Below are 26,242 nucleotides of genomic sequence, written 5' to 3' on the forward strand. Positions count from 1 at the left end.
CAGGGTTATTTACTTAGCGCCAGCGTCACTGAGCAATTTGACGACGGCGGTCTGGCCATGCTTTTTCGCTTGGTACAAAGGGCTACGGCCCTCGCTGTCCGGCAGGTTCAGGTCTGCGCCAGCTTTAATAAGCTGAGTGACAATCTGCTGATGAGCCGGACCACCATCGGACAGCACAATGGCTTCCATCAAGCAGGTCCAGCCCAGTCGATTGACGTGGTCCAGGTCAACACCGGCGTCGATTAACAGGCGTACCGTTTCCACATGGCCGCGCTCACACGCCGGGATCAACGCGGTGCCCCCATAGCGGTTGGTGCTCTTGAGGTCTGCACCATGGGCCAACGTCAGCTTAAGAATGTCGTTGTAGCCGCTGGCGCCAGCCAACAAATAAGCGCTGTCTTGCATCTGGTTTTTCTGGTTAACGTCGGCACCAGCATCTATCAGTGCCCGTGCGATCTCAACGTTGTTGCGATGGGTTGCCAACAGCAACGCACTGCTACCTTCTGCTGCTTGTGCGTTGAGGTCTGCGCCCTCGGTGATCAACTGCTGCACTTTAGTCAGCTCGCCATCACGTACCGCGTTAAAAAGATTTTGTTCGCTTGCCATTACTCCTCCCATCATTAACAGCCCGACCGCTAAAAGGCCGGATTTAAACGTCAGGCGACTCATGGTCATGTCTCTCTGCGCATTCAATGAAGGTCGAGTATGGCCATTTGAGCAGGTATTCTGAAATTAAATATAATCATGCTATCCAGTGGCTATATGAATGGTTATGCCTATGTTCGATCCCGTGTTGTTACGCAGCTTTATCGCCGTAGTGGACTGCGCCAATTTCACCCGCGCAGCCCAACGGCTGCATTTGACTCAGTCTACGGTCAGTCAGCAGATCCGCCGTTTGGAAGACAGCCTAGGCTGTAAGTTGCTCGACCGCGACCAGCGCCAGATCGTGGCTACCGCTGAGGGCGAGCGGCTGCTGGCGTACGCACGGCGCATTCTGACGCTCCATGAAGAAGCCCGAGAGGTCTTGTTTAACCAGCAAAGTGAAGGGGTATTGCGCTTAGGCGTGCCTGAAGATTTTGCCGCCGAACGCATGATGCCGATGCTGTCGCGTTTTGGGCTAGAGCATCCACGAGTGCGGCTAGAAGTGACTAGCGGCTTGGGCCCAGAGCTGTCGCGGCTCTTTCGCCGGGGGGAGTTTGACCTATTGCTGGTTAAGCAAATGGGCCAAAACGATGATTGCCTGGCGTGCTGGCCTGAACCCTTGTGCTGGGTAGACAGCCGCTCGCAGCCTGCATTGGGTCGAGATCCGTTGCCTCTGGTGGCCTTTCCAGTCGGTGGTTTATACCGCAATGAAATGCTTCATCACTTGGAGATGGGCGGTTGGCAATGGCGTATCAGTTATTCAAGTGCGAGCCTGGCCAGTGTTTGTTCGGCTGTGGCGGCCGGTTTGGGTGTCAGCTTGTTACCGTTGCGCGTTGTGGCCGCAGAGCATCAGGTGCTTGACGCCAGTAGCGGGCTACCGGATATCCAAGGCGTGTATTTAGCACTCTACGCGCAAAGTGAGCTGAGCCACGTGGGCAAGTTGCTGCAAAATCAACTGCTCAGCCTGTGCGAAGCCCTTGCCTAGACTGACAATGAACCGCAGGCAGCACTCAGTGTTCAAGTGCTGTCTGCACAGCAACAGCTGCAGTCTTTGATGCACGCCATCACTTGGCCGCTGCGCACTCTGGCTGCGGCACATTGCACATCACACGACCATCGCGAACCGTAACGCTCAGCTCTCCCCGCCAAAACTCGGCGAGAAAAATATCTTCTGCTCTGAGCCCTAAGTCGTTGATTTCCCGTTCCAGCCATTCGGGGTCATGCCCAATAGACGTCAACTGATCGAGCCGGGGTTCGCTGTTATACATGACAATTACCGACGGCATGTCGCGTTCATCACAGATCACCGTCAGCTCACCCCCCGGCTCAATTTGCGCGTAATAAACCTGCTGAAAAGAACACGCGCCCTGGGCGTGTAACTGTGAGGCGACGCGTAATATGTCGATCTTGTGTTTATTATTGACAAGGTTCTCAATGATAAACCTCCCATCCTTAATAATCGGAATAGGGCTACCAATCGTAAAACCACGCAAGAGCTGAATATGTTTAGTAGCGGTATTAAGCACATAGATCAACAACACCCCAATGAGCAAGACCAGCAAGTACTGCTTAAAGGGAATCGTATCGCTATAAATAACACCCCCGATAATCCCACCCAATATAAAATTGCCGATCAAATCAATCGCCGTCATCTGTGACAGCTGTGTTCGGCCGGACAAGTACAGGTGAGTTGCAATAATCACAAACCCGGCCACAAACTTCGCCAATACCCACGCGTAATACTCCATATCACTCCCTCTTCATGCCCTATCCATACGCCTACTTACCTAAATGCCTAACAGCAATACCCCCCGAACAGACAGGATCTGCGTACATCGGATAGCAGATCGCCGCCGATACGGATCAGCGTAGCAGGTTTAAAACCAGAGGGAGAACAGAAGAGTAGAGCCGTCTTTACGCCAACAACACAGTGCTCAGCAAACCAAAAGATCGTCCATCTTGGCCACGTTAATACCCTTGAGATTGCTGAGCGTTCTGACACACAGTGAGTTGCTCATTAATATTGCCGTACAGCGTGCGAGTCTCTAATGACTGCACCGTTTGAGTCTCGGCATAATCTATTTGAATTGCATCAAGTTTGGCTTTGCTGACAGTCATTTGTACAATGCAGCGGTTCACGTTATCCGACATTAAAAGCTGCGTATAAGACGTTTCAATGGGTGCAATACTTCGCGCCGCAACAAGCTGTTTAATAGCGTCGATCTTTTCTTGTGCCACGGTATTCTTATCAGCCTCGCAGCCCGTCAGTACTAACACCATGACAACACCTACAACAGAATGCTTGATCACTTTTAGACCCCTGACGCTATTAAGGGAACCGATCTTCATCATGTGTACCGCTTATCAGGACATCCTCGTTAACCGCCGTAGCCTCTGTGACCGCACATGGATCGCACCGACAACGGACATCGAGGAATGCGTCCTCAGGTTTAATGCCTCAACATAAAGCACTTGGATGACACTATTAATGCGTGAAGCGTGTGACTTATCTATCGAAGCCTCTGTACGCAAAGACCCCGCCTAAGCGCAGAGCCTTTGAGTCAAATGCAAATACTGCGCCATGGCACCGCCAATCTGAAACCCGGCGGCTATTACGCAACGTTTTAAATCAGCTTTCAACCACTGCGCTTGGGGCCTCAGCAGCTTCAGTTGCCAACTTCACACGATCAGCTTTGCTGATGTAAGTGGACTTTTTTTTCGGTGCCAATTTGGCACTGGCCTTCTTTGCATGGGCTTTGAGTAGCTGTTGTATTTTTTTACGGCGATTCATCTTCGGACACTCAGTTTGTAAGCATTTGAATCATATCAGTTTGAAGCCGCAAGCCGGTTAAAGGCTCGTTGTGTGCCGCTAACCGGGTGAGCCAAATCTACTCTTGGTGTGTCCAAACCGCCAGTTCATAGCCATCAGGATCGACAAAGTGAAAGCGCCGTCCTCCGGGAAACGAAAACGTTTCACGGCTGATCACAGCGCCTAAGTCTTTGAGACCTTTTTGGGTCACCTCAAGCTCATCCGCATAGATAATGACCAGAGGGCCGCCGGGTTGTACGGGCTCTCCAGTCGTGAAGCCACCCGTCAAACGGCCGTCCGTGAACTCTGTGTAGGCAGGGCCGTAATCAACAAATGTCCAGCCAAATGCACTCCCATAGAAGGCTTTGCTGCGTTCAATATTGCTCACATTAAACTCAAGATTGTCGATCTGCCGGTCTTTACGACTTGCGCTCATAAAACTCCCTCACTGTCATTTGAAATGACTACCAATGTGCCGTGTCTGAACCCAGTTCATGTGCCGGTAAGGTCCACTGCGCCTCACAACCCTTGATTCGGATTGGCCAAGCAAGACGTCGTGCCTCGCCCCACGCAGTGTGCTCCAGAGCGGATGCTGTATCAGCCTGCGCCTCAACCGCGAATACGGGGCAACGGCCCTGCAAACCAGAGTCCAGCAATAACTGCGCCGTGCGCGCCAATGACAGCCGGGCGTGTAGCGCGGTACTGGAATGCCAGCGCTCGGTGATGCCGACAATGGCGGCGGCAGCCATTAGATAACCGGTTGCGTGGTCCAGCGCTTGAACCGCAAGCGGCACAGGCTGCTGCGCATGCGCTTGCTGCATCCCGGTGTGCGCAATACCGCTGCTCATCTGCACCAAGCTGTCAAAGCCGCGCCGATTACGCCAAGGCCCCGTCCAACCATAAGCATTGAGGCTGATATCAATTAAGTGCGGATTGATTTGCTGCCTGACTGCACTGCCCAAACCCAGGTTTTGCAGAGCATCGGCGCGGTACCCATGGACAATGACATCGGCTGAAGCCAGCAACTGCTTGAACGTTTGCAGAGCAGCCGGATCACGCAAGTTCATGCGCACTAGACGCTTACCCAGTGTGACTTCTGGCACAACACCGGGCTCGTTCCAGTCTGGCGAGTCGATACGCAGCACCTGTGCGCCATAGGCCGCCAGACAACGTGTGGCAATAGGCCCGGCCAATACTCGGGTCAAATCCAGCACCTTGATCCCGGCAAGCGGACGAGCTGGATCAACGGCGTGGGGCGAGACGTTGACGCTCGCTCGTCTGTCTATATGGATCAACGGCTCGTCAGCGACAGCACGCCCTTGCGGATGCTGCGACCACTGTTCTGGCGAGCGCATCTGTGCGGCGCACCCTGCGGCCTCTACGATTGTAGATTCAAGCGCGAGCTTGTCCCACAGGGCAACAGCCTTCGCCATGCTGGGTTTATCAGCGTGCGCCCCCAAAATACGTTCGGCGGCTAAACGATGATGAGGCGCATTGGTGTGCAAACGGATCCAGCCATCCTTAGTCCTGTAGTCGCCAGCTACAGCATCCCAAAGACTCGGCACCTGCCAGCCTGATGGGCGTAAAGAGCTGCTGAACCAGAACGAGGCCAATCGACGGTCAACCTCTACGGTTTCGATTGACTTGCCGCTGCTCAACGCCCGCAGCTTGGCGATTGATAACGCTACGGCGGCCATTGAAGCGCTGGCCAGTTCAGTCACACGATAAGCCGAGGGTAATGCGCCTTCAGTGGTCAGCGTGACCCGCTGACACTCATCGACATCACCGCCAAGAGCGGTCCATACAGCATGAAATATCGCGGGCTGGGTCATGGGCTCTGCACTCACGTTACGTTGGAGTCAGCGACTATAAGCGGGTCAAGATTAAGATCAACCTTGATCTGAATTAAACGCCATGGGCCAAGCGCGTCGATGGCCCTCTGTGAGAAAATCGCCATTTTTGCGCAGCGCGTGCGTTAGATGATGAGTCTTGAGTACCGCATGAGCTGCTGATAAGGAACGGCCGTTGAACCCACACACATTATCCCTGCGCCTAGAGCGCGTGGCAGCACAGGTGCCTGCCGGAGCGCGGCTGGCGGATATTGGCTCAGACCATGCCTATTTGCCGGTGGCGCTCATGCGCCGTGATGCGATCTCGACGGCAGTGGCAGGCGAAGTCGCCTTGACGCCCTTTCACGCCGCGCAGCGCACGGTGCGCGATAACCAACTGCAATCGCAGATTAGCGTCCGCCAGGCGAATGGCCTGGCAGCCATTAACGCCAGTGACAAGATCACGGCTATCAGTCTGTGCGGGATGGGTGGCGAAACCATTCGCGACATTCTTGACCGTGGTCAAGCACACCTGAGCGGTCAAGAGCGTTTGATCTTGCAGCCCAATGGCGGCGAACAACCCCTGCGTCAATGGCTGATGGAAAACCATTACCGCATCCTCTTTGAAGAGGTCCTGCGCGAGAACCGCTTCTTCTACGAAATCATCGTTGCCGAGCGTACCGGACCCGTCACCTACAGCGCCGAAGAGCTGTACTTCGGCCCGTTGCTATTACAGAGCCGCAGCCCCATGTTCTTGGCCAAATGGCAACGTTTGCTCAGGGAGCGACAAAAAACCTTGAGCCAACTGACCGGAGCACGACAGGCCGTGCCCGAGCAAAAAGTCCAAGACGTCGCTCGACAAATACGCTTGATCACCGAGCTGCTGGCTTAAGGACTCGTCATTTCTTCAGTCCAGATCAGAAGCCTGGTGGCGTTCCGGAACTTGGCTGGCCTCATCGCCCCACGTCCGGTTAACCCTTAACCCACGAATCACGGCCGGGCGATTAGCAATGTCTTCAGCCCAACGTTGCACATGGGTGTATTCGTGGGCTGACAGAAACTCAGCGGCCGAGTACACCGTGTTGCGCACCACTTGCCCGTACCAAGACCAGATCGCGATGTCGGCGATGGTGTAGGTGTCACCGGCCAAATAAGCGCTTTGCGCTAAACGGCGGTCCAGTACATCCAGCTGCCGTTTAGCTTCCATGGTGAAGCGGTTGATCGGGTACTCAAGCTTTTGCGGCGCGTACACATAGAAATGCCCGAAACCGCCGCCCAAAAAGGGTGCCGCGCCCATCTGCCAGAACAGCCAGTTAAGGGTTTCGGTGCGCCCCGCCCGATCGGTCGGGAGTAAAGCCCCGAATTTTTCGGCGAGATACAGCAGGATTGAGCCCGACTCAAACACCCGGATAGCCGGCTCTTCACTGCGGTCCAGTAGCGCTGGAATCTTGGAATTGGGGTTGATATCAACAAAACCACTGGAAAACTGATCCCCTTCGCCGATACGAATCAGCCAAGCATCGTACTCAGCGCCGGTGTGCCCCAGCGCCAGCAACTCTTCCAGCATGATGGTGACCTTCACCCCATTGGGCGTGGCCAGCGAATACAGCTGCAAGGGTTGCTTGCCGACCGGCAGTTCTTTGGCATGGGTAGGCCCAGCTACAGGGCGATTGATACTTGCAAAATGGCCGCCAGAAGGCGCGTCGTTTGTCCAGACTTTAGGCGGAACGTAGGCTGAGTTGCTCAAGAGACGGACCTCATCGGTTGTGTATTGAGATAACCAGAACCCAGATGAACGTTGGGCTCGTTGCCCACAGCACACCACAGTCAGGCACTGAATGCCACCCTGCTCCCATAGACCAACCCTGATTAATGCGTTGCCTACTGCAAAGCGCTCACTCGATTGATGGACGAGCATTAGGGTCTGCAATCAAGCTCTTTTCTAAGCGAATGTCGCCTTCTGGCAAACGCTCCACCGGCGTCCAGCCGAGCGCCCGATAGAAGCCATAGGCGCGACTGGCTTCAGCGGTTTCCAGCCATATCGTTGGGTAACGTTCAAATAGAAACGTCTGCGCCTTGTCCATCAGTTGACGCCCCAGCCCGCGCCCTTCGTATTCGGGTAATACGAAGGCGGCAAAGACACACCCCTCTTGCAGATCCGCCATCGAAAAACCTGCGCGAACACCCTCGACTTCGGCGATCCAAATACAAGGCGCTTGTGCAATCGCTTCACGTATAGCATCGGGGGTGATACCCATTCCAGTGAGTTGCTCGCGTGACAGGTGGTTTTCTTTAACACGGGTTCGAATATCAAAAATGCTGTCGATATCATCGAACTGGGCGACTCTTAGGCTTATTTGCATCACGTCTCTCTCCTTTTTTAAACGTCTATGATCCACTCGGCCTAACATGGCTAACTCAAGTGCCGGCGTCATTTACCTACAGCAATCGCCTCGATGGATCTGTGTAGCGTTCTCTTCTTGCCGTTCATTTCCAGGAGAAAACATGCTCACTTCCAACTCGACTTACTCTTCTACCGAGGCTCAGCAATTGCTGAGTTTGCAACAATTAGTTGACTATCAGAAGGCGTTAAAACAACTGCTCGATGAGTTGCCTAAAGCTGACAAGACGCTGCTGAACTTGCTTGAGGCTGAGGTTCAGCACGCATTCCCCAAACATCCCTTACCCATCGCCCTCGACGCGGTGCATTACGAAGAAAGCATTCACCTAACTCTCCCTGTCGGCTCAACCCTGGTCGAGTTGCCTCGCCCCGCCACCCCCAACCTACTCACCAGCCTTTTCAACAACAAACCTTGGGGGGCAGAACACTTCGACGCCCCCAACCGCGTCTATCGCTATGTCACAAAAACCATTTATGACGATGTGAATCCAGCCAATCCTACCCTAAAGCGCACCGTCCATCTTACAACCGTCAGCACACCCGCCTTCGAGCAGTTCATGGATGACTTAATCCGCAGGCCAGATCTCGTCTTTGTGCAGCAAGTGGACAGCTTCTGGGATGAGGTTTTTGCTCCAAACCACTCACTCACACGTTCCCAGTGGCTGGCGGAGCATTTTGGCAAGGCTCTGCAAGCAGAGGCTACTTTACGCGTCGCTGATAAAACCCTCGATGCGCAGAGCAAAGCCCTGCTCAACATAATCATCGACGCGCCCTCAGAGCAAAATCGCGCACACCTGCCTATCCATCAAAGACCCGCCGCTTTTTCTGTGTCCCTCAAAGGTCAAAAACAGGCAACAGATATGCCTTTGGCCGGGGTCTTCATTGTTTCAAGCAAAACCCCTACGGGTGATGTGAGTGCGAAAACCGACTTGGGCAGCGTTGTACTTTTTACACCCGACAAGGGCATTGATGCCTACACCTCATTGCAATCGCTTGATCGAGCGTTGCGCACACGTTTCACTGATTCGCAAGCGCACGATGGGCTACTGAGAACAATTAGTTGGCAAGATCAGTCCCGCGCTCAGGATTATCAGAAAAAAAATCCGGATTTTAGCTACAGACTCATTCAGGGTTCTCTCTTCGAAGATAGCGTGCAGGCTCTGCTAACCCTGCAAAAACAGGACATCGAACAGGGATGGCGTCAATTGCCCCGGCATGAGGTCAGCCTCAAAGAGGTTAACGAGCTGTTCAACCGTTTGGCGCATATTGGCTCACTTCTGGATATCAGCAGACGGCTGCTCGATCGCAGCAGACGTTACGTCAAAGCCAATATGCCCGCGTGGTACCAGACCGCGAGCATCGAGAGCAGGCAAGCGCTGGACAGCTTGATTAAAGCCGAACAGCTTTCAAATAAGGCACTCGCCAAGCTGTTCAAAACCGTCAATCTTCCCTCCCTGAAGATGTTCGCCCGTGATGAACTGACTCGACAATTGGCCGCCGATTATCCGGGCAGAGTCATTGATCCTGACATCGTGAAAGTCGACATAATCCACAGCCTCAATCCTGCCAGCCTCGGAGGCGGTATTGGGCCTGATCACGTCCCCCCCACTGACGAGCCAACCACACGACCAAGCCAAACAATCACCTTGTCACTGACCGAACTAGCATTGCGTAACATCGACCCATGGAGTTTCAGCTTTTACAAGGTTTTCACCGGCGAAAGAACCGAAATATCTGCCAGCTTTAAAGAAGCTTCAGGGCAGTTAACGGTGTTCAATGAACGCTACCTTAAGTCGCTTGTTCAACGATCAGACGTGAGCACGGGTTACGACCAACTGCTGCAAAAGCAGTTACTCACCAACGGCTCAGCCTTGCGTAAAGCATGGGCTGAAGCAAACCGCGCCAGTATGAGGAGTTCCGCACTGATAGCGCGCCTAGACACCGGGAGTTTGCTACCACACCCCGAGCAACGTGGCTATCAATGGCTCCAGGCTATTAACGAGGCCGACACCCTGAGCAATCCCAAGACCGTTGGGGGACACAAAATCGTCGCGAGCTCGTTAGTGATTGCCAATTCCGCCCAAACCCGAAACGGCTATGACCTTAATGATGTACTCATGATCAGCGTCGAAGAACGCCATCCCATTTCCAATGTCATCCTCTACACCCCGGCAGCTCCCGACGATCAACCCTTCAGGGAGTTTCCTAACCTCCAAGCAATGCAGCACTTTCTCAAACAACAGTGGGCCGAATCCACTGACTGGCGACGCTATGTGACTCAACGCCTTACCAAAGCCGGGCAGACGGCACTGACTGAACGCACCAAGTTAGTTCGCGAACTGATTTTTCATGCAAGAAGCAGGGTCACTAATCCATTTGAAACCATCTTTTACTTCGCTATAAACGCGCCCCTTCACGAGACCTTGTACGAACAAAAAGTCTCAACACTGCGGTACAACGCAGATCATGACTCAACCAGCAACGCTGAGGTCGCAGAACAATCACTCTGGAACAAAATCATGTTCGGCAGCGATCTGGCGTTTGACCTGATTCCGTTTTTGCCTATCGCGACCACATTCAAAACCATACGCAGCATCAACAAGGTATTTTTGCTACTCAAACAAGTGGGCAATTCAAAATCTACTGCCAAAGCGTTGTGGTCTATCACCGGCGCCCGCCATCGCCCTCGGTTGGCGCCTAGGCTCGGAGTTCTCCCGCCAGTGCGGCCAGCCCCTGATTTGTCTGGCCTTGAGGTGCAGGTACGCGAAACAGATCTAACACCGATCAACAGCAATCTGCTGCAAAGCAAGCGCAGTGCGCAGCAATACGTCTTGATCCGCGGCAAGTACTATCTGACTGATGTAGCTCAGGGCAATCGCTTTATTTACCCGCCCGCCCCAACCCTGCAAAGCCTGCGTTACCCACTGGTTAGAGACTCAGAGCAGGGACTCTGGCGCGCAGCCCCCCCGCCAAGACTTCGAGGAGGTATGGACCCAATAGAAAAAGGCCCGTCAGAGACCACCTACCAAGACTATGAACTGTCGGTAGCTGATCGTGCAGCACTGCCTACGCTTAACTTGGCCCCCCCTGGCACCTTCAATCTGGATACACTTAACCCGAGCCTAGGTCAGGATACTTGGGCCGCTAGGCTTCACCTTTTCGCTATTCAGACACGACTGCGTCGACATGCTAGGCAGTACTTCAAAACGTTTACAGCACCTCGCGCGCCCCTCATCTTGCCAGCTCGAGATCTACTGCCTGAACCCATGTTCAGTCACTTATTCAACCAGCGTAAGGGCTTGGTGTTTGGAGAAGGCCACGAAAGCAGCCTGACACGGCGTTTTTTAATCGACAACATGCAAGCCCTACAGCGCCAGGGAGTACAGCGACTTTACATGGAGTTCTTCAGTACAGACCTTCATCAAAATGCTTTGGACATCTTCAACGGATCATTGACAACCCCGATGCCAGCAATCCTGAGAGAGCACCTGCGCTGGTTGGAAGTTCACTTTAAGCTAACAAATCCCTATACCTACACCCAGTTGGTAGAGACGGCACACGCTCAAGGAATACGGGTGATGGCGCTAGATGCGACGGTCAGTTCACAGCACAAAACGGGTGATCTCACCCGACCTGGAGCGGCATCGACCCTGTCCGACCAACTTGACCGGGTCATACTGTTCAATTTCTTCGGCTTTAAGAAAATAACCTACGATCAAGTGATCTTCGGTCCACACCGCTGGATCGCGCTTGTGGGACTAGGCCATTGCAGCACAGTCCAAAGTATCCCTGGGTTGGCAGACCTGACGGGGGGGATTAGCCTGCGGGTAGCAAATCGACTCCCTACGCTCCCCCTACGGATCAACCGTGACTCGGGCATCACCATTCCATCACCCGACGATACTCATCCATTGCGCACCACGTGTGACCTCTTGGTTTGCACTCCTGCCTTGAAAAGTAGCTTCCCTGTGGAAGCGCGCGTCCACAGCCCCGCTATGTTCCTGACGACGCACTCGCCCTCAGGCGAGGTTGATGTGTATTACATGAACGCGCAGCATCAGCGTGTCACTGTGCCGGTGATGACAGACGGCTCGCAAATATACCTCGAACACATCGCGTTTGGCGCCGTACACAACCGGCGGTTTATTGACCTGTCCGCTTTGGTCGACGCATTGGTCGATGAACTGCACATGATTGAGGTATGAACCTCGCCAAAACGATCCGGCATGAATGGACGTTTCTCAAGTGGGTAACTGCCCGTCTTGGCGGGCAGTTTTTGAAGTTTTCGCCGATGTGCAGCGCGGATCAGTAGTTGCCGACCGGCCAATTGGTATAGTCCTTCGCACCCAGCCTTGATCGGGAGAGTCTGGTTCACCCAGAAAAAGCGCTGTACCGTAGCGACTTGCCCGTGACCGATAGCGTGCGCCAATGGTCGCCGCACCTAACACTACGCATCATCAACACCTCATCAATTTGCTATGGACTCACCCGATGCTCGCTAGCGCAACTACCCTCTCCGAGCCCAGCCGCTGCAAGCGGCTGAAGGCCGCCAGCACCCGCGACCATGACAGTGTCGATGAGTTGGTCATGGCCGCACGTCCGTTCGACGACCGCGAACGCTATGGCCTATTTTTGCAGGTACAACATCGCTTTCACGGCAGCTTGTTGGCACTTTACCGCGACGAGCAGCTCAATCAGCGCCTGCCAGGGCTGGTTCAGTTGTCGCGCTTTGAGGCGGTCGAGACGGACATGCGCGCCCTCGACTTGGCGCTGCCGCCAATGCCTAAGCAGATCAGCGTCAGCCCGGCCCAAGCCCTAGGTTGGTTGTATTGCAGTGAAGGCTCGAATCTCGGCGCGGCGTTTTTATTTAAGCAAACCCAGCGCTTGGGCCTAGAGGGCGATCAGGGCGCCCAGCACCTAGCGCCTCACCCGGATGGCCGTGCATTGCACTGGCGCGAGTTCGTGGCCAAGGTCGACGGGCTGACGCTGGATGCTGATGAAGAAGCAGAAGCCATTGCAGGCGCGATTGCTGCTTTTGATAGCTATCGCACTATTCTGCGTGAGGTATTTCCGGATTAAGGGTGAGCGTGTGCAGGGTTGTAGGGCGAACCCTGCCAGCCCTTTTAAATATCAAAAGATCGCGAGCACGCTCGCTTCTACAGGTGTTTGATCTGCATTTGCGCTCCTACGACAGCGGGTTGCAAAACGGTGGCATAGGCTACGACTCATTTAGGTTAGGTAGCACGCTGAATGCATCTCGGTGGATTCGCCATTGCCCGTTCATGTCCCGTGTCCATACGAGTATGTAGCTGCCACTGGCCAAGCACTGCGGCGCTCCGTCTTTAGATGCTTTGGACATGCTGTAGCTTCCATTCTCAAGCACGGCTCCGTTCAACGTCTCTACGTGTACCGTCTTAAAGGTCGCTTGATTGATACCCAGTGCAAACAAACGTTCTATATACGGCCTTATATTTTCCAAGCCGACCAATATCGACTCATTCCCTGCCAGTAAACAGGCGTCTAGCGTATAAAGTTTCAAAACCTCGTCAACACGGCCTGTTTCAATAGCCGTAGCCATTTGGTTAATTGCGCATTGAATATCGTCAAATAAAGCCATGCGTTTTTCCTTATAAAAGCTAACTGACACGGTAGAGGGTTTCGCACAGGCGTACACACGGGAGCAACGCGTGCGATTCAAACAGCAACATAAAGTGCGAAGTCGTTTCAAGTTCGTAGTGTTTAAACGCACTGCATTGGGTCAGCCATTCGGCGTTGTAATGTTTTTCGACAGCACCCGCCAGACTATCATCCATCAATATATAGGGCGCACAGGCACCCTGCATGGCACCGCTGCGATTAATAAAGAGGAAGCCATTGAGATCGTTGGGCGCGGGTAAAGGCTGGTTATACCCCTCACACACTAAACTGTTAAGCAACTGACGATCTTGAATGACTCTGAACATGAATTGTTCACGACTAAGCTTCAAACCTCGTTGATGCCCTAGCTCCATCAGACGCTCCATAAACGTGTCGATACTGTTATAGCCCATGACGTCATCACGATGAATAAATACCACCGGCGAGTCTTGACCTGTATCCCAACTGTCTGACAACAGTGAAAAATTAAGGGTACGCAGCAATAAAGACTGAAGGCCCACGAGGCTGCTGTCATGGGCCTGCGCCCACTGCTGGACACAGGCCATGTCGGTCGGATCAATCAATACCAGCGATTGGACTTTGCGTCCTAGTGCTAATAACTGGCGAGCCACTTCGTACGCCAATGTACAGCCCATCGAGTACCCGCCAAGGTCATAAGGTCCGTGGGGGTCGATACTGATGATCAGTGCCGTGTAGTAGCAAGCCCGTGCTTCTAGCCCCCATAACCAATACTGGGCTATATCAATAGTCGGCGGCTTGATCGCATAGAAGGGTCTTTGACTGACGTCTGCAAAACGCTGGTATTGTCCGACAGAGCTACCGCCTGCCGCAGCATGAATCCAGAAAATCGGCTGCCCTGATCCTGTCTGATTCATAGGGACTATTTCGGTGGGTAGAGGCCTATGAATGGCTGCCGATTGTCCACAGTGACTTTTCGTTTCATTGATCGAGTACATTGAACCCCCCCGCAGGCTTATAAAACTTAAGTGAAGGCCAGTCACATTAATAACGGTTCACCAGGCCCTTCCACACGGTGTCCAAACTACTTTTCAATACCTGCGCACCACCCAAGAAGATATAAAGTGGATCGTCGGTATTATTAAGTTGATAGGCCTCGACGCTCTGGCTAGACGGTACGTTGAATATTAAAAACTCAAGCTGCCTAGCTAAATTATTGAGTGTGGAATAGTCGTCCAGAACCGAAACAGTTAACGAGAGTGCAAACTGCTTATTAAGGGTTTTTAATAAACTGAGCCTGAGAATCGAGTCCATGCCGTAACGTGCAAAGTCAGCGTCATTACTCAGTTGCTCGTCAGTTAACGCCAATGTCTGTTTGAAGGCTGCACGCACATGTTCCACCACGGTCGACTGACGCTTGGGCGCTAACACCAAATCTGATACGTGCTGCGGCCAATACCTTTCAGTTGCAAACGGATAACCCGGCAGCCGAACCCTACGCCTAGACGCTTGATCAAATAAACGATCCCAGTCCAGTTCAACACCCTGCTCATACAGGTGGCCCAAATGACTTAACGCCTGCTTCAAGTCAACGGAGGAAGAATCGTGCTGACAGGCTTCTAGCAAAGCCTCTGTAGAACGTTCTGCGGTCAATGTCGCTACCGGTACAGGTGACTGAACAAGCCACTGGCGCATCTGCTCGCACAGTTGGCTTGGGTCGCGGGCAACGAAAGCAGACCGATGCAGATGATGGCGTCTTCCCATCAACAAGGTGAAACTCATGGCTGCCATTTCTACAGGCTCGGTGCTGCACCATTGGATCAACTGTTTGATCTGTGTCCGTAACTGCTCAGGGGTACGCGCTGACACGGCAATCAAGTGCACATCACGGGCTGACTTGCAGGCCGCTTGCTCAGGCGCTTGGGCAATCACCAGATGAGCATTGGTCCCACTGAAACCGAAAGAGCTGACTGCAGCCATTCGCTGATGCCCCTTTGCAACGGCCCACTCCGCCACTCGGGTCGGTACATAAAAAGGGCTGCCAGCGAAATCTATGTGCGGGTTGGCCTTATGAAAATGCAGTGACGGCGGGATCTTCCGGTGCTCTAACGACAACAAAACCTTGATCACACCCGCAATTCCCGCCGCGGTGGCCGCGTGGCCAATATTGCTTTTTATTGAGCCCAAGGCGCACGTCGCCGTACTGTGCAAAACCCCAAATACCTCGGTCAATGCCTTGAACTCAATAGGGTCACCCAGCACCGTACCAGTGCCGTGGGCTTCGACCATTTGAATCCCTGCCGGGTTAATGCCGAACCGGGTGTAGACCTCGCTAGCAAGCCGCGACTGGGCCAACCCGCTCGGGGCCGTAATGCCATTGCTAGCGCCGTCATAATTGATTCCAGAACCGCGAATCACCCCATACACACTGTCGCCATCTGCCAGTGCACGGGACAACGGCTTCAACACAACCGCCGCAGCCCCTTCGCCGGGGACAAATCCGTCTGCTTGCTCATCAAAGACACTGCAACGACCTGTGTTGGACAACATCGACGCGCGATTGGCTTGGCTGTAGAGGCGTTCAGTGCACTGCACATACACCCCGCCTGCAATGGCCATCTCGACTTCCTGGGTACGCAGGGCCTGACACGCCTGATGAACAGCCACCAGCGAGCTGGAGCAGGCGGTATCTGTAGCAATCGCCGGGCCTTGCCAATTCATATGAAACGCGACGCGAGCAGGAATCACCGAGGCTGAGTTGCCCCAAAACGCCTGTGCCACAGGCTGATCGCCTAGCAGGTCTAAATAATCCCCAGCGCTACACCCGACATACACGCCGCAACGCGCGCCTTCACTGGCCTGCCCCGCGTAACCGGCATCTTCCAGGGCGTGCCAAGCTTGTTCTAAAAACAGCCGTTGCTGCGGGTCCATGACACTCGCTTCAAGACTCGAAATATCGAAAAACAAGGGATCGAAACATTGAATGTCCGGCATCAGTGCGCCGTTTCGACAAGACGTCCCGTCGATTGAAGGGGTCAATGGCCAGCGCGTGACAGGCTTTACCAGATCCTCCCCCTGCTCCAGTGCATGCCATAGCGCTTGAATATTTTGTGCACTCGCAAATCGTGCGCTCATGCCGATGATTGCAATGGGCTCGCTCGCGCTCTGTGGCGCGCAAACTGCTGCCTCGATGAAGCGCAGGGCTTCAGGAATGGTCACCACAACCTTGCCCAGGTGTACGCGATTTTCTAACCAGAGGTAAGCGTCCTTCACGCGGTCAAAGGTGAAGTAGGTACCCGGGAGCGCGCTGATCGCCTGTTCTTGGATCAACTGTAGCAACCGGTGCATGTGCTCCTGTAATACCTGCGGTCGTTGTAGTCCAAGCTTGCGCATATCAACGCTGTGCATCGACTGATTACTCGCCAGACCTGACAAGTCAATGCTGCGGGCAGACTTCAAGGCCGTCATCGCAATCTCGACGTAGCGGCCTCCTGGGCTCAGACAGGCCAGCCCTTTTTGCAGAGCATTGCCGTCGAGTGTGTTGATTACCACATCGACGCCTTGCCCTTGGGTGAGTCGCTCAATCGCCAGCTGAAAATCTTCTTGCTGATGGTTAATCAAGTAGTGAACGTCCAGAGACGCCAAATAATCTAGTTTGGCTTGAGAGCCAGCAGTGGCGTAAACCTCAAGCCCCAGATGCTTAGCCAATTGAACAGCAATTAAACCGACGCCACCCGTAGCGGTTTGAATCAGAATCCGCTCCCCGGCTTTGACCCCAGCCTTGGCAAAACACTCCAGCACCGTCAACGCCGCCGACGGCAACGCGCAAAACTGCTCCAGCTCAAGGGTGTCTGGGCAAGTAAAAACCAGATCTTGGGCGCACGTCACGACCGTGGCATGTGCCCCTAATGCATGACCGGCCAGCGCCACCACCCGAGCGCCAACGCTAACGTCTGTCACTTCATGACCCACGGCGGTCACAACACCGCTGGCTTCGTAACCCGGCGTAAACGGGTAGGCAGGCTGGGTCGGGTACAGCCCTTTAACGCACAGTAGGTCACCAAAATTAAGAGAAAAAGCGTGAACGGCAATCCGTACCTCCCTCGGCCCCAAGGCCGGTACAGGCTCCTCAACCCACTGCAATTCATCAATTGAGCCTGGACGCTGCAATAAAAGGCGCCGATACGTCGACGTACTGTGCAACTTGTCGGGAGAGGTTAACGGTTCATCGCCGGGCGCGATGGCCAGTGGCGCACTGTACGGCGCAGTGCCCCCTACACCGATAGGTGCATATGTGGTTTGGATATGGGCACATAAGCGCTCAAGGGTCGGGTAGTCGTACACGATGGTTGCGGGTAAACGCAGATTCAGTTGCTGATTAATGACATTGACCAAGGCCACGCTGCTGATGGAATCCACGCCTAGGCTGACAAAAGCGAGGTCATCCTGTAGCTGATTATCGCTAACGCCCAACGCTTGCCTAACGCACGCCCGCAGGGTCTGTATCAGCAACGTTGGTTGCGGTTTTTCAACAGCGGCGGAAACGGGCTGCGCGGGCACGCACGCACGCTCGAAGCAGATAACGCCATCACTGAAGCTTTCAATCACGCACTGCCCCAGATCCGCGCCAGAGCTTTGACTGACGTGTACCGATTCAAAACCAGCATCGGCCAGCACCTCTTTCCAAGTGCTAATGCTCAACACCGGGGTGTCGACAACGCGCAACGGCGTGTCCTGGGCCAGCCACCACCCGTCTAACAGGCCGAACACCACATGCTGGAACAGATTGATCTCGTGCAGCTCATTGAGCAGCAACAACCCGTGACCTTTGAGCAATGACTTGGTATTGCTCAAGGTTTTGCGAATATCCGGGGTGGCATGCAAGACGTTTGTCGCCACAACTATGTCGTAATCGCCGGGGCTGAATCCCTGACTCACTGGCGAATGCGCAATGTCCAATAAGCGGGTGCGCAGCCAAGGGGTTTGGTCGGCAAAACGGGCTTGCGCTTGAGCCAGAAACACCCCGGCTACATCCGTGTACTCATACACCTCAATAGTGGATGCATAGGCTTTAAGCGCGTTAAGCAGGTGAGCGCTGGTACCGCCCGTCCCTGCGCCGATTTCCAAAATCCGCAGTTGTGCACCTGCGTCCAGCGCCAGCCTCGCCTTAACATAGGCCAGCAACCGCTCCCCCAAAAGCTCGTTGAAATAAGCGGCAACTGGATGGCTGCTGTACAACGCCTCGACCCGATCCAGCGCACCTTGTGGGAACAGCACACAGGTGGTAGCTAGGTCATCGCGCAGAATATCCGGTAAGGCTTGCACTATTTCATTGGCTAAACGGGCCTGCGGCCCGTTAAGCGGATGCTCGGCCTGGGTTTGGCAATAGGCCATCCATTGCGGCAAAAGCGTTTCCCAAGACGGGAGGTTTTCATCTAAACACGCCCCCGCATCCGCCAGCCTGCGAACACTGGCCTCCCACCAAGCTTGGTGTTTGGCGCTGACGCTAGGTTGGCGGGCCATGCGTACCCGAAGTATCGCAATCAATTGGCGCTCAAACTCACATTGGACCCGTTCAAGGTCCGCCGCTGGCAGTGCAGGTGAACTGGGCGGGACAATGACAACCGGTAAAGATTTGGCCGCGGCGCATTGCACGTGAGGATTAAGCCCCAAGCCTTCTGGCAGTGGTCTGGAACCGGTGTACACGTAGGCCGCCTGGCTCAGCGCGGAACCCAGCAATTTGTCCAGTGCTGCCATCGCAGGGCCTGGTGGTATCGACTCCAAACCTACCTGGGCCATGCGGTTGTTATAGACAGGGCTTGCCACCGCTCCGACGCTGCCCCAATAGCCCCACTGCATGACCTTGACCGGATAAGGCCGTCGTTGAGCCAGCTCACGAGCCAAGGCGTCGCAGAAGCAGCAACCGGCGGCATAATTGCTTTGCCCCGGCGCCTTCCAGAAACTTTGCAATGAGCCAAAAAACAGCACGAAGTCCAACGAGTGATGGCCAAACACCTCATCAGCAACCTGCGTCGTCTGCGCTTTGGAGGCTAAAGCAGTCTCAAAGGTCAGCTCGTCCATGCCCGCCAAGCTACGATCCGCCAACACGAACGCACTATTTACAACTCCGTTGATCGCGCCAAACCTTCGAATTATCTCGATCTGAGCAAGCTCCATAGCATCACGGTCAGCGGCGTCGACTTGCAGGTACAGGGGCGATGGCCCGAACTGTCCGAGCCGTAAGCACTGCTGAGAAATAGCGTCATTTTGCGCTCGTCTTCCGAGCCAGATTACCTGCGCTTGGCACTGACGGATCACGTGTTCACTCCAGACCACACCCAACCCACCGGCCCCGCCGATTACCACATACACGCCGCCCTGGCGATACAGGTCACGCGGCGCCGCAGGCAAAGCACAAGGCACTAACTGTTGTTGGTACCAACAGCCGTCGCGCCAATAGCGAGCGTTGCCATGGGGATCCACTGGCTGAGCCAACAACACGTCAAGCTCAGGGGTAGATGTCTGAGGCAGGTCCAGCAAGGTGATCTGCCATTGGCTGTACTCCTTGGCCAAGGAGCCGATCAACCCATGCACGCTAGCGTGTTCAGGATCAACGGTTTGCCCGGCGCCCATGCCGTGGGCCTGCCGAGTCACCACCGTCAACTTTATTGAACGTTGCCCATAACCCGCGGCCAGCAACGCCTTGATCAAACGAAACCCACTGAAGGCCACTTGAGCCTGCCCCTTGGGCACGTGCCAGACGATATGCGCCCAGTCGGGCACTTGGCTCAGACGTTGTTGCACTGTCTCGTGGCTGCCAACCATAAAGTCATCGTCCACCGTCAACACCCGCTGCGAGGGTTCGACCTTATCGAAAGAGCCCTCGGCGATACGACACCAAATAGCTGTCAGGGTCATCTCGCTCGCCCCATCGCTGTCTTCAGGTTGGGCGTGAACCGCAGGCGGCGATACGACGCGTATTTTTGGGCTAAAACCACTAAAGCGCAGAACCACCCGCCCTTGTGCATCAGCGATATCAATGTTGAATGAGGGTGTTAGGTCGGGGGAGTCAACAGTACGCCGGGCGACTACCCAGGCCTGACGCGGTATCACGGCCCATTGTTCAAGGCGCTGCAATACAAAGGGCATGGCAATCGCCTGCTCATCATTGAGCTGGGCGCAGACTTGAAGTGCGCTGTCTAAGGCACCGGGCGGCAGACCGGACCCGGGTTCGTCGGCCAGTTCCAACATCCCTACGGCCAGATTGTGACCTGTTGAGAGATGACGAATCAGGCGAAAAGTCGCGCCGTAATCAAGCCCGGCTGCTGTGAAGGCGGCATAACAATCGTCACCGAGCATAGGCTTCGTACACTGCGCTTGAAGGCTGCTCAGATCGTGACGAGGGGCCGCACCCAACTCTGCCGTGCCAAGGCTGGCCCAGCCTTGGCTGTAAACCTCAGGGGCTGAGGTGTCTGCGCTGTGAATCTCAAAGGCGATCCGACCGTCTGCTTCTTTGCTCAGCGTGATCCAGACCTCATGTTCAGCCTCAACCACCAGTGGCCGTAACCACGTCACCTGCTCGAAGCGCAGAAACCCATCGCTGTTTAGCCAGCTCGTGATGGCCAATCGCGCCCACTCAAGATGCCCGACCCCGGGCAATAGGCGCTGGCCCAAGACCCGGTGATCTCGCAATACGGGCTCAGCCCCCGTAAAGGTCACACCATAGCGCTGATAGGCGGTAGTCGAGAGGTCGCGCTGAAGCCACGGGTGTGCAGGCGCCGTCGGCGCAGCAGCGCCAGTGATCGCCCAAAAATGTTCGCGCTCGAACGGATAGGTCGGTAGATGAAGGCGCACAGGCGGTTGAGCGCCAAACCAGGTCGCCCATGCCAAGTCATACCCTTGCAGATACACCTTGGCCAAGGTCTCAAGTGTCGCGCCGAGCGCATCCAACGTGTAACCGCTCGCGGTGTCTGCAAGCAGTGCATGCGCTAAGGTCGCTTGCGCCGCATCGGGGGCAAATGCGCTTGGTACGCATCCATAACCCAAAGTGTGTGCAGGAGCATCGGCGTCAATCAAGGACTGCAACCCGGCGATGGCATCTTCGTGGTCTTTTACAACGATGGCATAGCGGTGTTTGAAATGATGCCGCCCACTGAGCAGCGTGTGACTCATGGCGTGCAAGTTGTAGTGAGCACAATCGCTGCCGCGCAACAGGTCAACCAACGCTTGCGCCTGACGCTTGAGGGCACCAGTGGTTTTGGCAGATAACACCAGTAATGCGTAGCTAACATCTGGCGTGTCGTAAGGCGCTCGCGTGCCTTCAATCCCACGCAAAACCACGTGGGCATTGGTTCCACTCATGCCAAATGAACTCACAGCGCCCAGTCGAGCCGCCCCTGCTTTCACAGGCCAAGGCCGAGCCACCGTGTTCACATAGAAAGGGCTATTGGGCCAACAGATAAACGTACTTAAAGGTTCTGCGCCTAGGCTGGGGGCGAGGGTTTGATGCTCCAGCGACAGGACTAGGTTCACCAAACTCACTAAGCCGGACGCTGCCAAGGTATGGCCGACATTCGGTTTATTAGAGGTGATCGCGCAAAATTGTTGACGCGTAACGCTCGAAGCAAAGGCGTCGCACAGGGCATTGATTTCAACGGGGTCGCCCAACGGGGTTCCAGTGCCGTGGGTAACGATATAGTCGAGCGCTTGCGGATCGACCTGATAACGCCCATAAACGTCGCGTAGCAACTGACTTTGAGCGGTCCCGCTGGGCGCTGTGATCCCTTGGGTCTTGCCGTCATAGTTGATCGCACTGCCCACAATCACTGCGCGAATCGGGTCGCCCTCGGCTAGAGCGTCCGCCAAGCGTTTAATGACGACCGCCACGGCCGCCTCTCCCGGAACCATCCCTGCACTGCTCTCACCAAACGCACGGCAAACCCCCTCTTTGTCCAGCATCCCCGCGGCAGACATTTGGTCGTACAGTCCGCAGCCAGATAGCAGGTTCACCCCAGCCACAATAGCCGTGTCGCAGCCACCGCTTTTCAAGCTCTCGCAGGCTTGATGCAGCGCCACTAGGCTGGATGAGCAGGCGGTATTAATTGCCAACGCACCGCCGTCCAAGTTCAGGTGGTAAGCCAATCGCGAAGCCAAAATAGCTTCGTGGTTGGCGGTCAGCGTATTTTTATCTGCAATTAGATGGCCGTAGTCCCCGGCCTCAACACCGACATACAGACTGACCGTCTGCTGCTGTAAATGAGCCTGACCATAGGCGGCATCTTCGAGTGCACGCCACGTTTCCTGTAGCAGTAGGCGCTGGCGCGGATCAATGACTGCGGCTTCGTTAGGTGAAATCTCAAAAAACAGCGGGTCAAACTCATCGACACCCGGCATGGCGGCCAACCATCGTGGTGGCGCTGTGTCAGCCTGGGCTAATCGGTCGCTGGGAAACGGCGCGAGCGCAGAGCGCCCGTCGCGCAATAAGGCCCACAACTCATCAACCGAGCGCGCACCGGCAAATCGGCCACTCATGCCAATGATCGCGAGGGGTTCATGGCGGTTGCTAGGCGCTGTTTGAAGAGCGTTTTTGTCTACCGCAACAACGCTTTCAACGTTAAAAAATCTACCCAGCGGCTGAGTAAAAAACTGCAACAAGTACTGTGCAAATTGAGTCAGGCTGGTATGGCTAAAAAACAATGAAGGCGATAAAGACAGCCCATAGCGCTCACTCAGTTCACGCGCATACGTCATCAACAGAATCGAATCAAAGCCGTACTCAGTAAGGTTGGCATTAGGGTCTAGGTCTTGAGCGGGCAGCTTCAACAACAGGCTGGCTTGCTGGATCAAGTCCGTGAGGGCTCGCTGCTCTAGGTTCACATGCCCAGCTTCATCGCTCGCGCTATTGCAGGTTTGCTGCGCCGTTGTTGCGGGCTCCAGCCCCAACATCCGAGCTACGCAACCCTCACTCACATTAGCGTACACAACCTGTGACAACTCGCTGTTCAGCACCTGCTCAACGGTGGCCATGCCGACTTCAGCGCTGATCGAGTTCATACCCATTTGCTGCATGAAAGACTTATAGGGTTTAGAGGCTCCACCTCCCGTTTCGCCCCAATGCCCCCAATGCAAGACCTTCACTGCAAAACCAGCACGCTGGAGCTGGTGCGCGCAAGCGTCGGCAAAACAGCACCCGGCGGCATAGTTAGCGGCCCCTCCGGTCTTCAGAAAACTGTTGATGGATGAGAAAAACAACACAAAATCCAGTGCCCGCCCTTTTAGAACGGTCTGTAGATGCTGTGCCGTCAACTTGGCATTCAAGCCACGAATAAACGTGCTTTCGTCCATGTTGGCTAAAGGGCTGTCCGCCAGTTCCATGGCGCTGTGCACCACACCATGGATTGGGCCAAAACGCTGACTAGTCTGGGCTAACGCTCGCTCAAGCGCCTGCACATCATTGGCATCGGCTTGAAGGTAATAAGGCGCAGGACCCAAGCCCGCCAAGCGTTGCCGCTGCTGGGTTAGGTGCGCATCTTCGACGCGGCGCCCCAACCAAATCACTTGCGCCTTAAAATGCACAATCAGGTATTCACTTAACGCTCTGCCAAGCCCACCGGCTCCGCCAATTAATAGATAAACGCCACCGTGACGAAAGGTTGAAACCTCAGAGGCTGGTAATTGGCAAGGGATTAAACGCTGCCGGTACCAAGTACCTTTGCGCCAAAGCCGAGTGTTGCCTTGCGGGTCAGTTGGGCAATAGGCCAACTCCCGGTAGACGACGGCAGCATCAGCGGGCAGATCCAGCGCGCGCACTTGCCAATGCGGATATTCCTTGGCCACCGAGCCCATTAAACCCAGCACGCTGGCGTGATGCGGATTAACTCGCTCGTCCCTATGCAGGGCTTGCCCCTCTATAGTGAATACGGTCAGTTTTAACCCTTGCCGATCATAGCCCAACGCCAACAGCGCCTTTACTAGCCTGAAGCCCATGACGGAGACCGACATTTCTGTTGGCGGTACGTGCCAGAGCAGGTGCGCCGAAGTTGATGCTGACTGCAAATGGTTGATCAACTTATCGGTTGAGTCAGTAGCGTTGAACTGAATGTCGAAACAGTTTTCTAGGCTATCTCGTTCACGCGCTATTGCTCGTGACGGTACGAGGTCGATCTCGGCTTCAGAGGTTGTGTCATCGCGTTCCCACGTGGGCGTTAACACCAGAACGTCTTGTGCTAAAGACGTCGCACCAAGCACGAAGTCCGGTAGCCAGTAATGATCTCTAGCAAAGGGATAGGTAGGTAGAAGCAGACGCCGAGGACGGTTATCGGCATACAGACGCTCCCACTGCACGGGCTCGCCTCGTACCCAGCCTTCGACCATCAGAGCCAGCGTTTGCGGTTGATGCACTGTGAGCGCGGGGTGGGCTGGATCAATAACGCCTTGGAAAACAGTATTCAAGGCGGGCTGCTGCGCTAAATAGATTTGCAGGGTATGCACAACCTCAGCCACTGAACCTGCGACAAAACCCAAGCGCTGAGCCATGGCGTCGCGTCCGATCTGAAGGGTATAGGCCAAGGCATTAAGCTCAACGTCCTGTGCACCCAAAAAACGGATTAACTGCTCGGCACGCTCACGCAACTGCAGCGCAGTCCGCGCCGACAGTACCAGCGCCACCGGCCCGGGGGAGGCTTGCGGGGCAGCAGGTGGCGCTTCATAGGCTTCCAAGATGACATGCGCATTGGTGCCGCTAAAACCAAAGGAACTGACACCTGCGCGCCTTGCTCCCGCAGGCCAAGGCCGAGTCTTGCTAACAACCTCCACGGCCAGCTCTGACCACGGGATAAGCGGGTTGGGCTGATTGAAGTGCAACTGTCCAGGAATCAAGGAATGCTGCAAGCTCAGCACCGTTTTGATCACACCGGCAAGACCCGCGCATGCCTCAAGATGGCCCAAGGTACTTTTGACTGACCCCAACAATAACGGTTGGTCCGCCGTACGAAGCTTGCCCAGCGCCGCATAGGCTGCTTGAACCTCAATCGGGTCACCCAGTTGGGTACCGGTTCCGTGGGTCTCTAAATAGCGGATGGACAGCGCCTCAACCTTTGCCTGTTTGAGTGCAGCCTCAATCACAGCCTGCTGTGCCTTGGGGTTGGGTGCGGTCAGGCTGGCGCTGGTGCCATCCTGATTAATAGCACTGCCAAGAATCACGGCCAAGATCGGATCGCCGTCAGCTTGGGCGTCTGCCAGCCGCTTCAGCACTAAGGCTGCGCAGCCTTCAGCGCGAACATAGCCGTCAGCCTGCTGATCAAAACTGTGACAGCGGCCGCTGGGTGACAACATGCCTGCCCGGTCAAACGCTTCGAAATGTCTATCATCCAGCAACACATTAGCGCCAGCCGCCAACGCCAGTCGGCACTCGCCCTGCTGCAGGCTGCGGCAAGCCAAATGCACCGCTACTAGCGACGAACTACACGCGGTGTCCACGGTGAAGGTCGGGCCTTGCCAGTCGAGAAAATACGCCAACCGCCCCGCTGCCACTGAACAGGCACTGCCCGTCGCAAATTGCGCCTCAACCTCCCGACTATCGCCCTGCCCCAATAACGCCGCATATTCACTGCCCATCAACCCGACGAAGACACCGTGGTCACCGCCTCTAAGCGCTGAAGGGGCAATTCCCGCATGCTCCAGTGCCTGCCAGCTAATCTCCATCAGAAGCCGTTGCTGGGGGTCAAGCCATTCGACCTCGCGGGGTGAAAGACGAAAAAAACCGGCATCAAAAGCGGCAATATCTTCAAGCAATCCGGCCTGCCAACGAAAAGCGCCAGCCCCCGCTACGCGCAATGCTTGTCTGGCCTGTGAAGCCGGTCCAACGGTGTCTACCCCGTCGATCAAGGCTTGCCACAATTGATCCGGAGAATGCAGGGCTCCCGGAAAACGGCACGCCATGCCCAC

General features: G+C 55.1%; 15 protein-coding genes. 4 read left to right on the forward strand and 11 right to left on the reverse strand.

The genetic code is table 11. The annotated features are described in order from the left end of the window. Nucleotides 1-9 precede the first annotated feature (9 nt). Nucleotides 10-669 carry an ankyrin repeat domain-containing protein gene (locus AQS70_RS09900; RefSeq protein WP_156355103.1) on the reverse strand — a complete coding sequence of 220 codons (660 nt, stop codon included), beginning with the start codon at nt 667-669 and terminating at the stop codon, nt 10-12. Nucleotides 670-778: 109 nt separating this feature from the next. On the opposite strand from AQS70_RS09900, the gene AQS70_RS09905 reads away from it, so the two are divergent. Beyond that, the gene (locus AQS70_RS09905) at nt 779-1,627 is read left to right on the forward strand and encodes a LysR family transcriptional regulator (RefSeq protein ID WP_055102634.1); all 849 of its coding nucleotides are present in this window, start codon (nt 779-781) and stop codon (nt 1,625-1,627) included. A 79-nt stretch (nt 1,628-1,706) separates the two neighbouring features. On the opposite strand, the gene AQS70_RS09910 is transcribed toward AQS70_RS09905, so the two are convergent. The 5 genes from AQS70_RS09910 to AQS70_RS09925 all read right to left on the reverse strand — a co-directional run bounded on the left by AQS70_RS09910 (nt 1,707) and on the right by AQS70_RS09925 (nt 5,283). Beyond that, nucleotides 1,707-2,390, reverse strand: coding sequence for a DUF421 domain-containing protein (locus AQS70_RS09910; RefSeq protein WP_055102620.1), 684 nt, complete (start codon nt 2,388-2,390; stop codon nt 1,707-1,709). A 220-nt stretch (nt 2,391-2,610) separates the two neighbouring features. Next, nucleotides 2,611-2,994, reverse strand: coding sequence for a hypothetical protein (locus AQS70_RS09915; protein WP_055102621.1), 384 nt, complete (start codon nt 2,992-2,994; stop codon nt 2,611-2,613). Nucleotides 2,995-3,271: 277 nt separating this feature from the next. After that, nucleotides 3,272-3,433 carry a DUF2986 domain-containing protein gene (locus AQS70_RS23260; RefSeq protein ID WP_082428075.1) on the reverse strand — a complete coding sequence of 54 codons (162 nt, stop codon included), beginning with the start codon at nt 3,431-3,433 and terminating at the stop codon, nt 3,272-3,274. Nucleotides 3,434-3,530: 97 nt separating this feature from the next. Beyond that, nucleotides 3,531-3,887 carry a VOC family protein gene (locus AQS70_RS09920; protein ID WP_055102622.1) on the reverse strand — a complete coding sequence of 119 codons (357 nt, stop codon included), beginning with the start codon at nt 3,885-3,887 and terminating at the stop codon, nt 3,531-3,533. A gap of 28 nt (nt 3,888-3,915) precedes the next feature. Beyond that, nucleotides 3,916-5,283, reverse strand: a complete 1,368-nt coding sequence (locus tag AQS70_RS09925) for a CoA transferase (protein ID WP_055102623.1) — start codon at nt 5,281-5,283, stop codon at nt 3,916-3,918. Nucleotides 5,284-5,476: 193 nt separating this feature from the next. Between AQS70_RS09925 and AQS70_RS09930 the strand changes: the two genes are divergently transcribed. Further along, entirely contained in the window at nt 5,477-6,172 is a 696-nt protein-coding gene (locus tag AQS70_RS09930; protein ID WP_055102624.1) for a tRNA (adenine(22)-N(1))-methyltransferase, read from the forward strand. A gap of 15 nt (nt 6,173-6,187) precedes the next feature. Here the strand turns inward: AQS70_RS09930 and yghU are convergent, their stop codons facing one another. Next, nucleotides 6,188-7,027 carry a glutathione-dependent disulfide-bond oxidoreductase gene (yghU, locus tag AQS70_RS09935; RefSeq protein WP_055102625.1) on the reverse strand — a complete coding sequence of 280 codons (840 nt, stop codon included), beginning with the start codon at nt 7,025-7,027 and terminating at the stop codon, nt 6,188-6,190. 148 nt (nt 7,028-7,175) lie between these two features. After that, nucleotides 7,176-7,643, reverse strand: coding sequence for a GNAT family N-acetyltransferase (locus AQS70_RS09940; protein WP_055102626.1), 468 nt, complete (start codon nt 7,641-7,643; stop codon nt 7,176-7,178). Between the two features lie 142 nt (nt 7,644-7,785). Here AQS70_RS09940 and AQS70_RS09945 point away from each other — a divergent pair, with 142 nt between their 5' ends. Next, nucleotides 7,786-11,886 carry a membrane-targeted effector domain-containing toxin gene (locus AQS70_RS09945; protein WP_055102627.1) on the forward strand — a complete coding sequence of 1,367 codons (4,101 nt, stop codon included), beginning with the start codon at nt 7,786-7,788 and terminating at the stop codon, nt 11,884-11,886. A gap of 286 nt (nt 11,887-12,172) precedes the next feature. Continuing rightward, nucleotides 12,173-12,760 (forward strand): biliverdin-producing heme oxygenase, encoded by a 588-nt coding sequence (locus tag AQS70_RS09950; RefSeq protein ID WP_055102628.1) that lies wholly within the window; start codon nt 12,173-12,175, stop codon nt 12,758-12,760. A gap of 139 nt (nt 12,761-12,899) precedes the next feature. Here AQS70_RS09950 and AQS70_RS09955 read toward each other — a convergent pair whose 3' ends face one another. The 3 genes from AQS70_RS09955 to AQS70_RS09965 all read right to left on the reverse strand — a co-directional run bounded on the left by AQS70_RS09955 (nt 12,900) and on the right by AQS70_RS09965 (nt 26,236). Further along, nucleotides 12,900-13,298, reverse strand: a complete 399-nt coding sequence (locus AQS70_RS09955; protein ID WP_055102629.1) for a YybH family protein — start codon at nt 13,296-13,298, stop codon at nt 12,900-12,902. A gap of 19 nt (nt 13,299-13,317) precedes the next feature. Then, nucleotides 13,318-14,214: a thioesterase domain-containing protein gene (locus AQS70_RS09960; protein WP_162233892.1), complete on the reverse strand. Its 897-nt coding sequence runs from the start codon at nt 14,212-14,214 to the stop codon at nt 13,318-13,320. Nucleotides 14,215-14,341: 127 nt separating this feature from the next. Next, nucleotides 14,342-26,236 (reverse strand): SDR family NAD(P)-dependent oxidoreductase, encoded by an 11,895-nt coding sequence (locus AQS70_RS09965; protein ID WP_055102631.1) that lies wholly within the window; start codon nt 26,234-26,236, stop codon nt 14,342-14,344. Nucleotides 26,237-26,242: the final 6 nt, after the last annotated feature.

It is taken from the genome of Pseudomonas endophytica (assembly GCF_001411475.1).
GTDB classification, from domain to species: Bacteria; Pseudomonadota; Gammaproteobacteria; order Pseudomonadales; family Pseudomonadaceae; genus Aquipseudomonas; species Aquipseudomonas endophytica.

Coding starts and splice junctions, on each gene's coding strand:
- AQS70_RS09950 (WP_055102628.1), top strand. CDS start 12,173: ATGCTCGCTAGCGCAACTACCCTCTCCGAGCCCAGCCGCTGCAAGCGG.
- AQS70_RS09945 (WP_055102627.1), top strand. CDS start 7,786: ATGCTCACTTCCAACTCGACTTACTCTTCTACCGAGGCTCAGCAATTG.
- AQS70_RS09965 (WP_055102631.1), bottom strand. CDS start 26,236: ATGGCGTGCCGTTTTCCGGGAGCCCTGCATTCTCCGGATCAATTGTGG.
- AQS70_RS09955 (WP_055102629.1), bottom strand. CDS start 13,298: ATGGCTTTATTTGACGATATTCAATGCGCAATTAACCAAATGGCTACG.
- AQS70_RS23260 (WP_082428075.1), bottom strand. CDS start 3,433: ATGAATCGCCGTAAAAAAATACAACAGCTACTCAAAGCCCATGCAAAG.
- AQS70_RS09960 (WP_162233892.1), bottom strand. CDS start 14,214: ATGAATCAGACAGGATCAGGGCAGCCGATTTTCTGGATTCATGCTGCG.
- AQS70_RS09940 (WP_055102626.1), bottom strand. CDS start 7,643: ATGCAAATAAGCCTAAGAGTCGCCCAGTTCGATGATATCGACAGCATT.
- AQS70_RS09925 (WP_055102623.1), bottom strand. CDS start 5,283: ATGACCCAGCCCGCGATATTTCATGCTGTATGGACCGCTCTTGGCGGT.
- AQS70_RS09905 (WP_055102634.1), top strand. CDS start 779: ATGTTCGATCCCGTGTTGTTACGCAGCTTTATCGCCGTAGTGGACTGC.
- AQS70_RS09915 (WP_055102621.1), bottom strand. CDS start 2,994: ATGATGAAGATCGGTTCCCTTAATAGCGTCAGGGGTCTAAAAGTGATC.
- AQS70_RS09910 (WP_055102620.1), bottom strand. CDS start 2,390: ATGGAGTATTACGCGTGGGTATTGGCGAAGTTTGTGGCCGGGTTTGTG.
- AQS70_RS09900 (WP_156355103.1), bottom strand. CDS start 669: ATGAGTCGCCTGACGTTTAAATCCGGCCTTTTAGCGGTCGGGCTGTTA.
- AQS70_RS09920 (WP_055102622.1), bottom strand. CDS start 3,887: ATGAGCGCAAGTCGTAAAGACCGGCAGATCGACAATCTTGAGTTTAAT.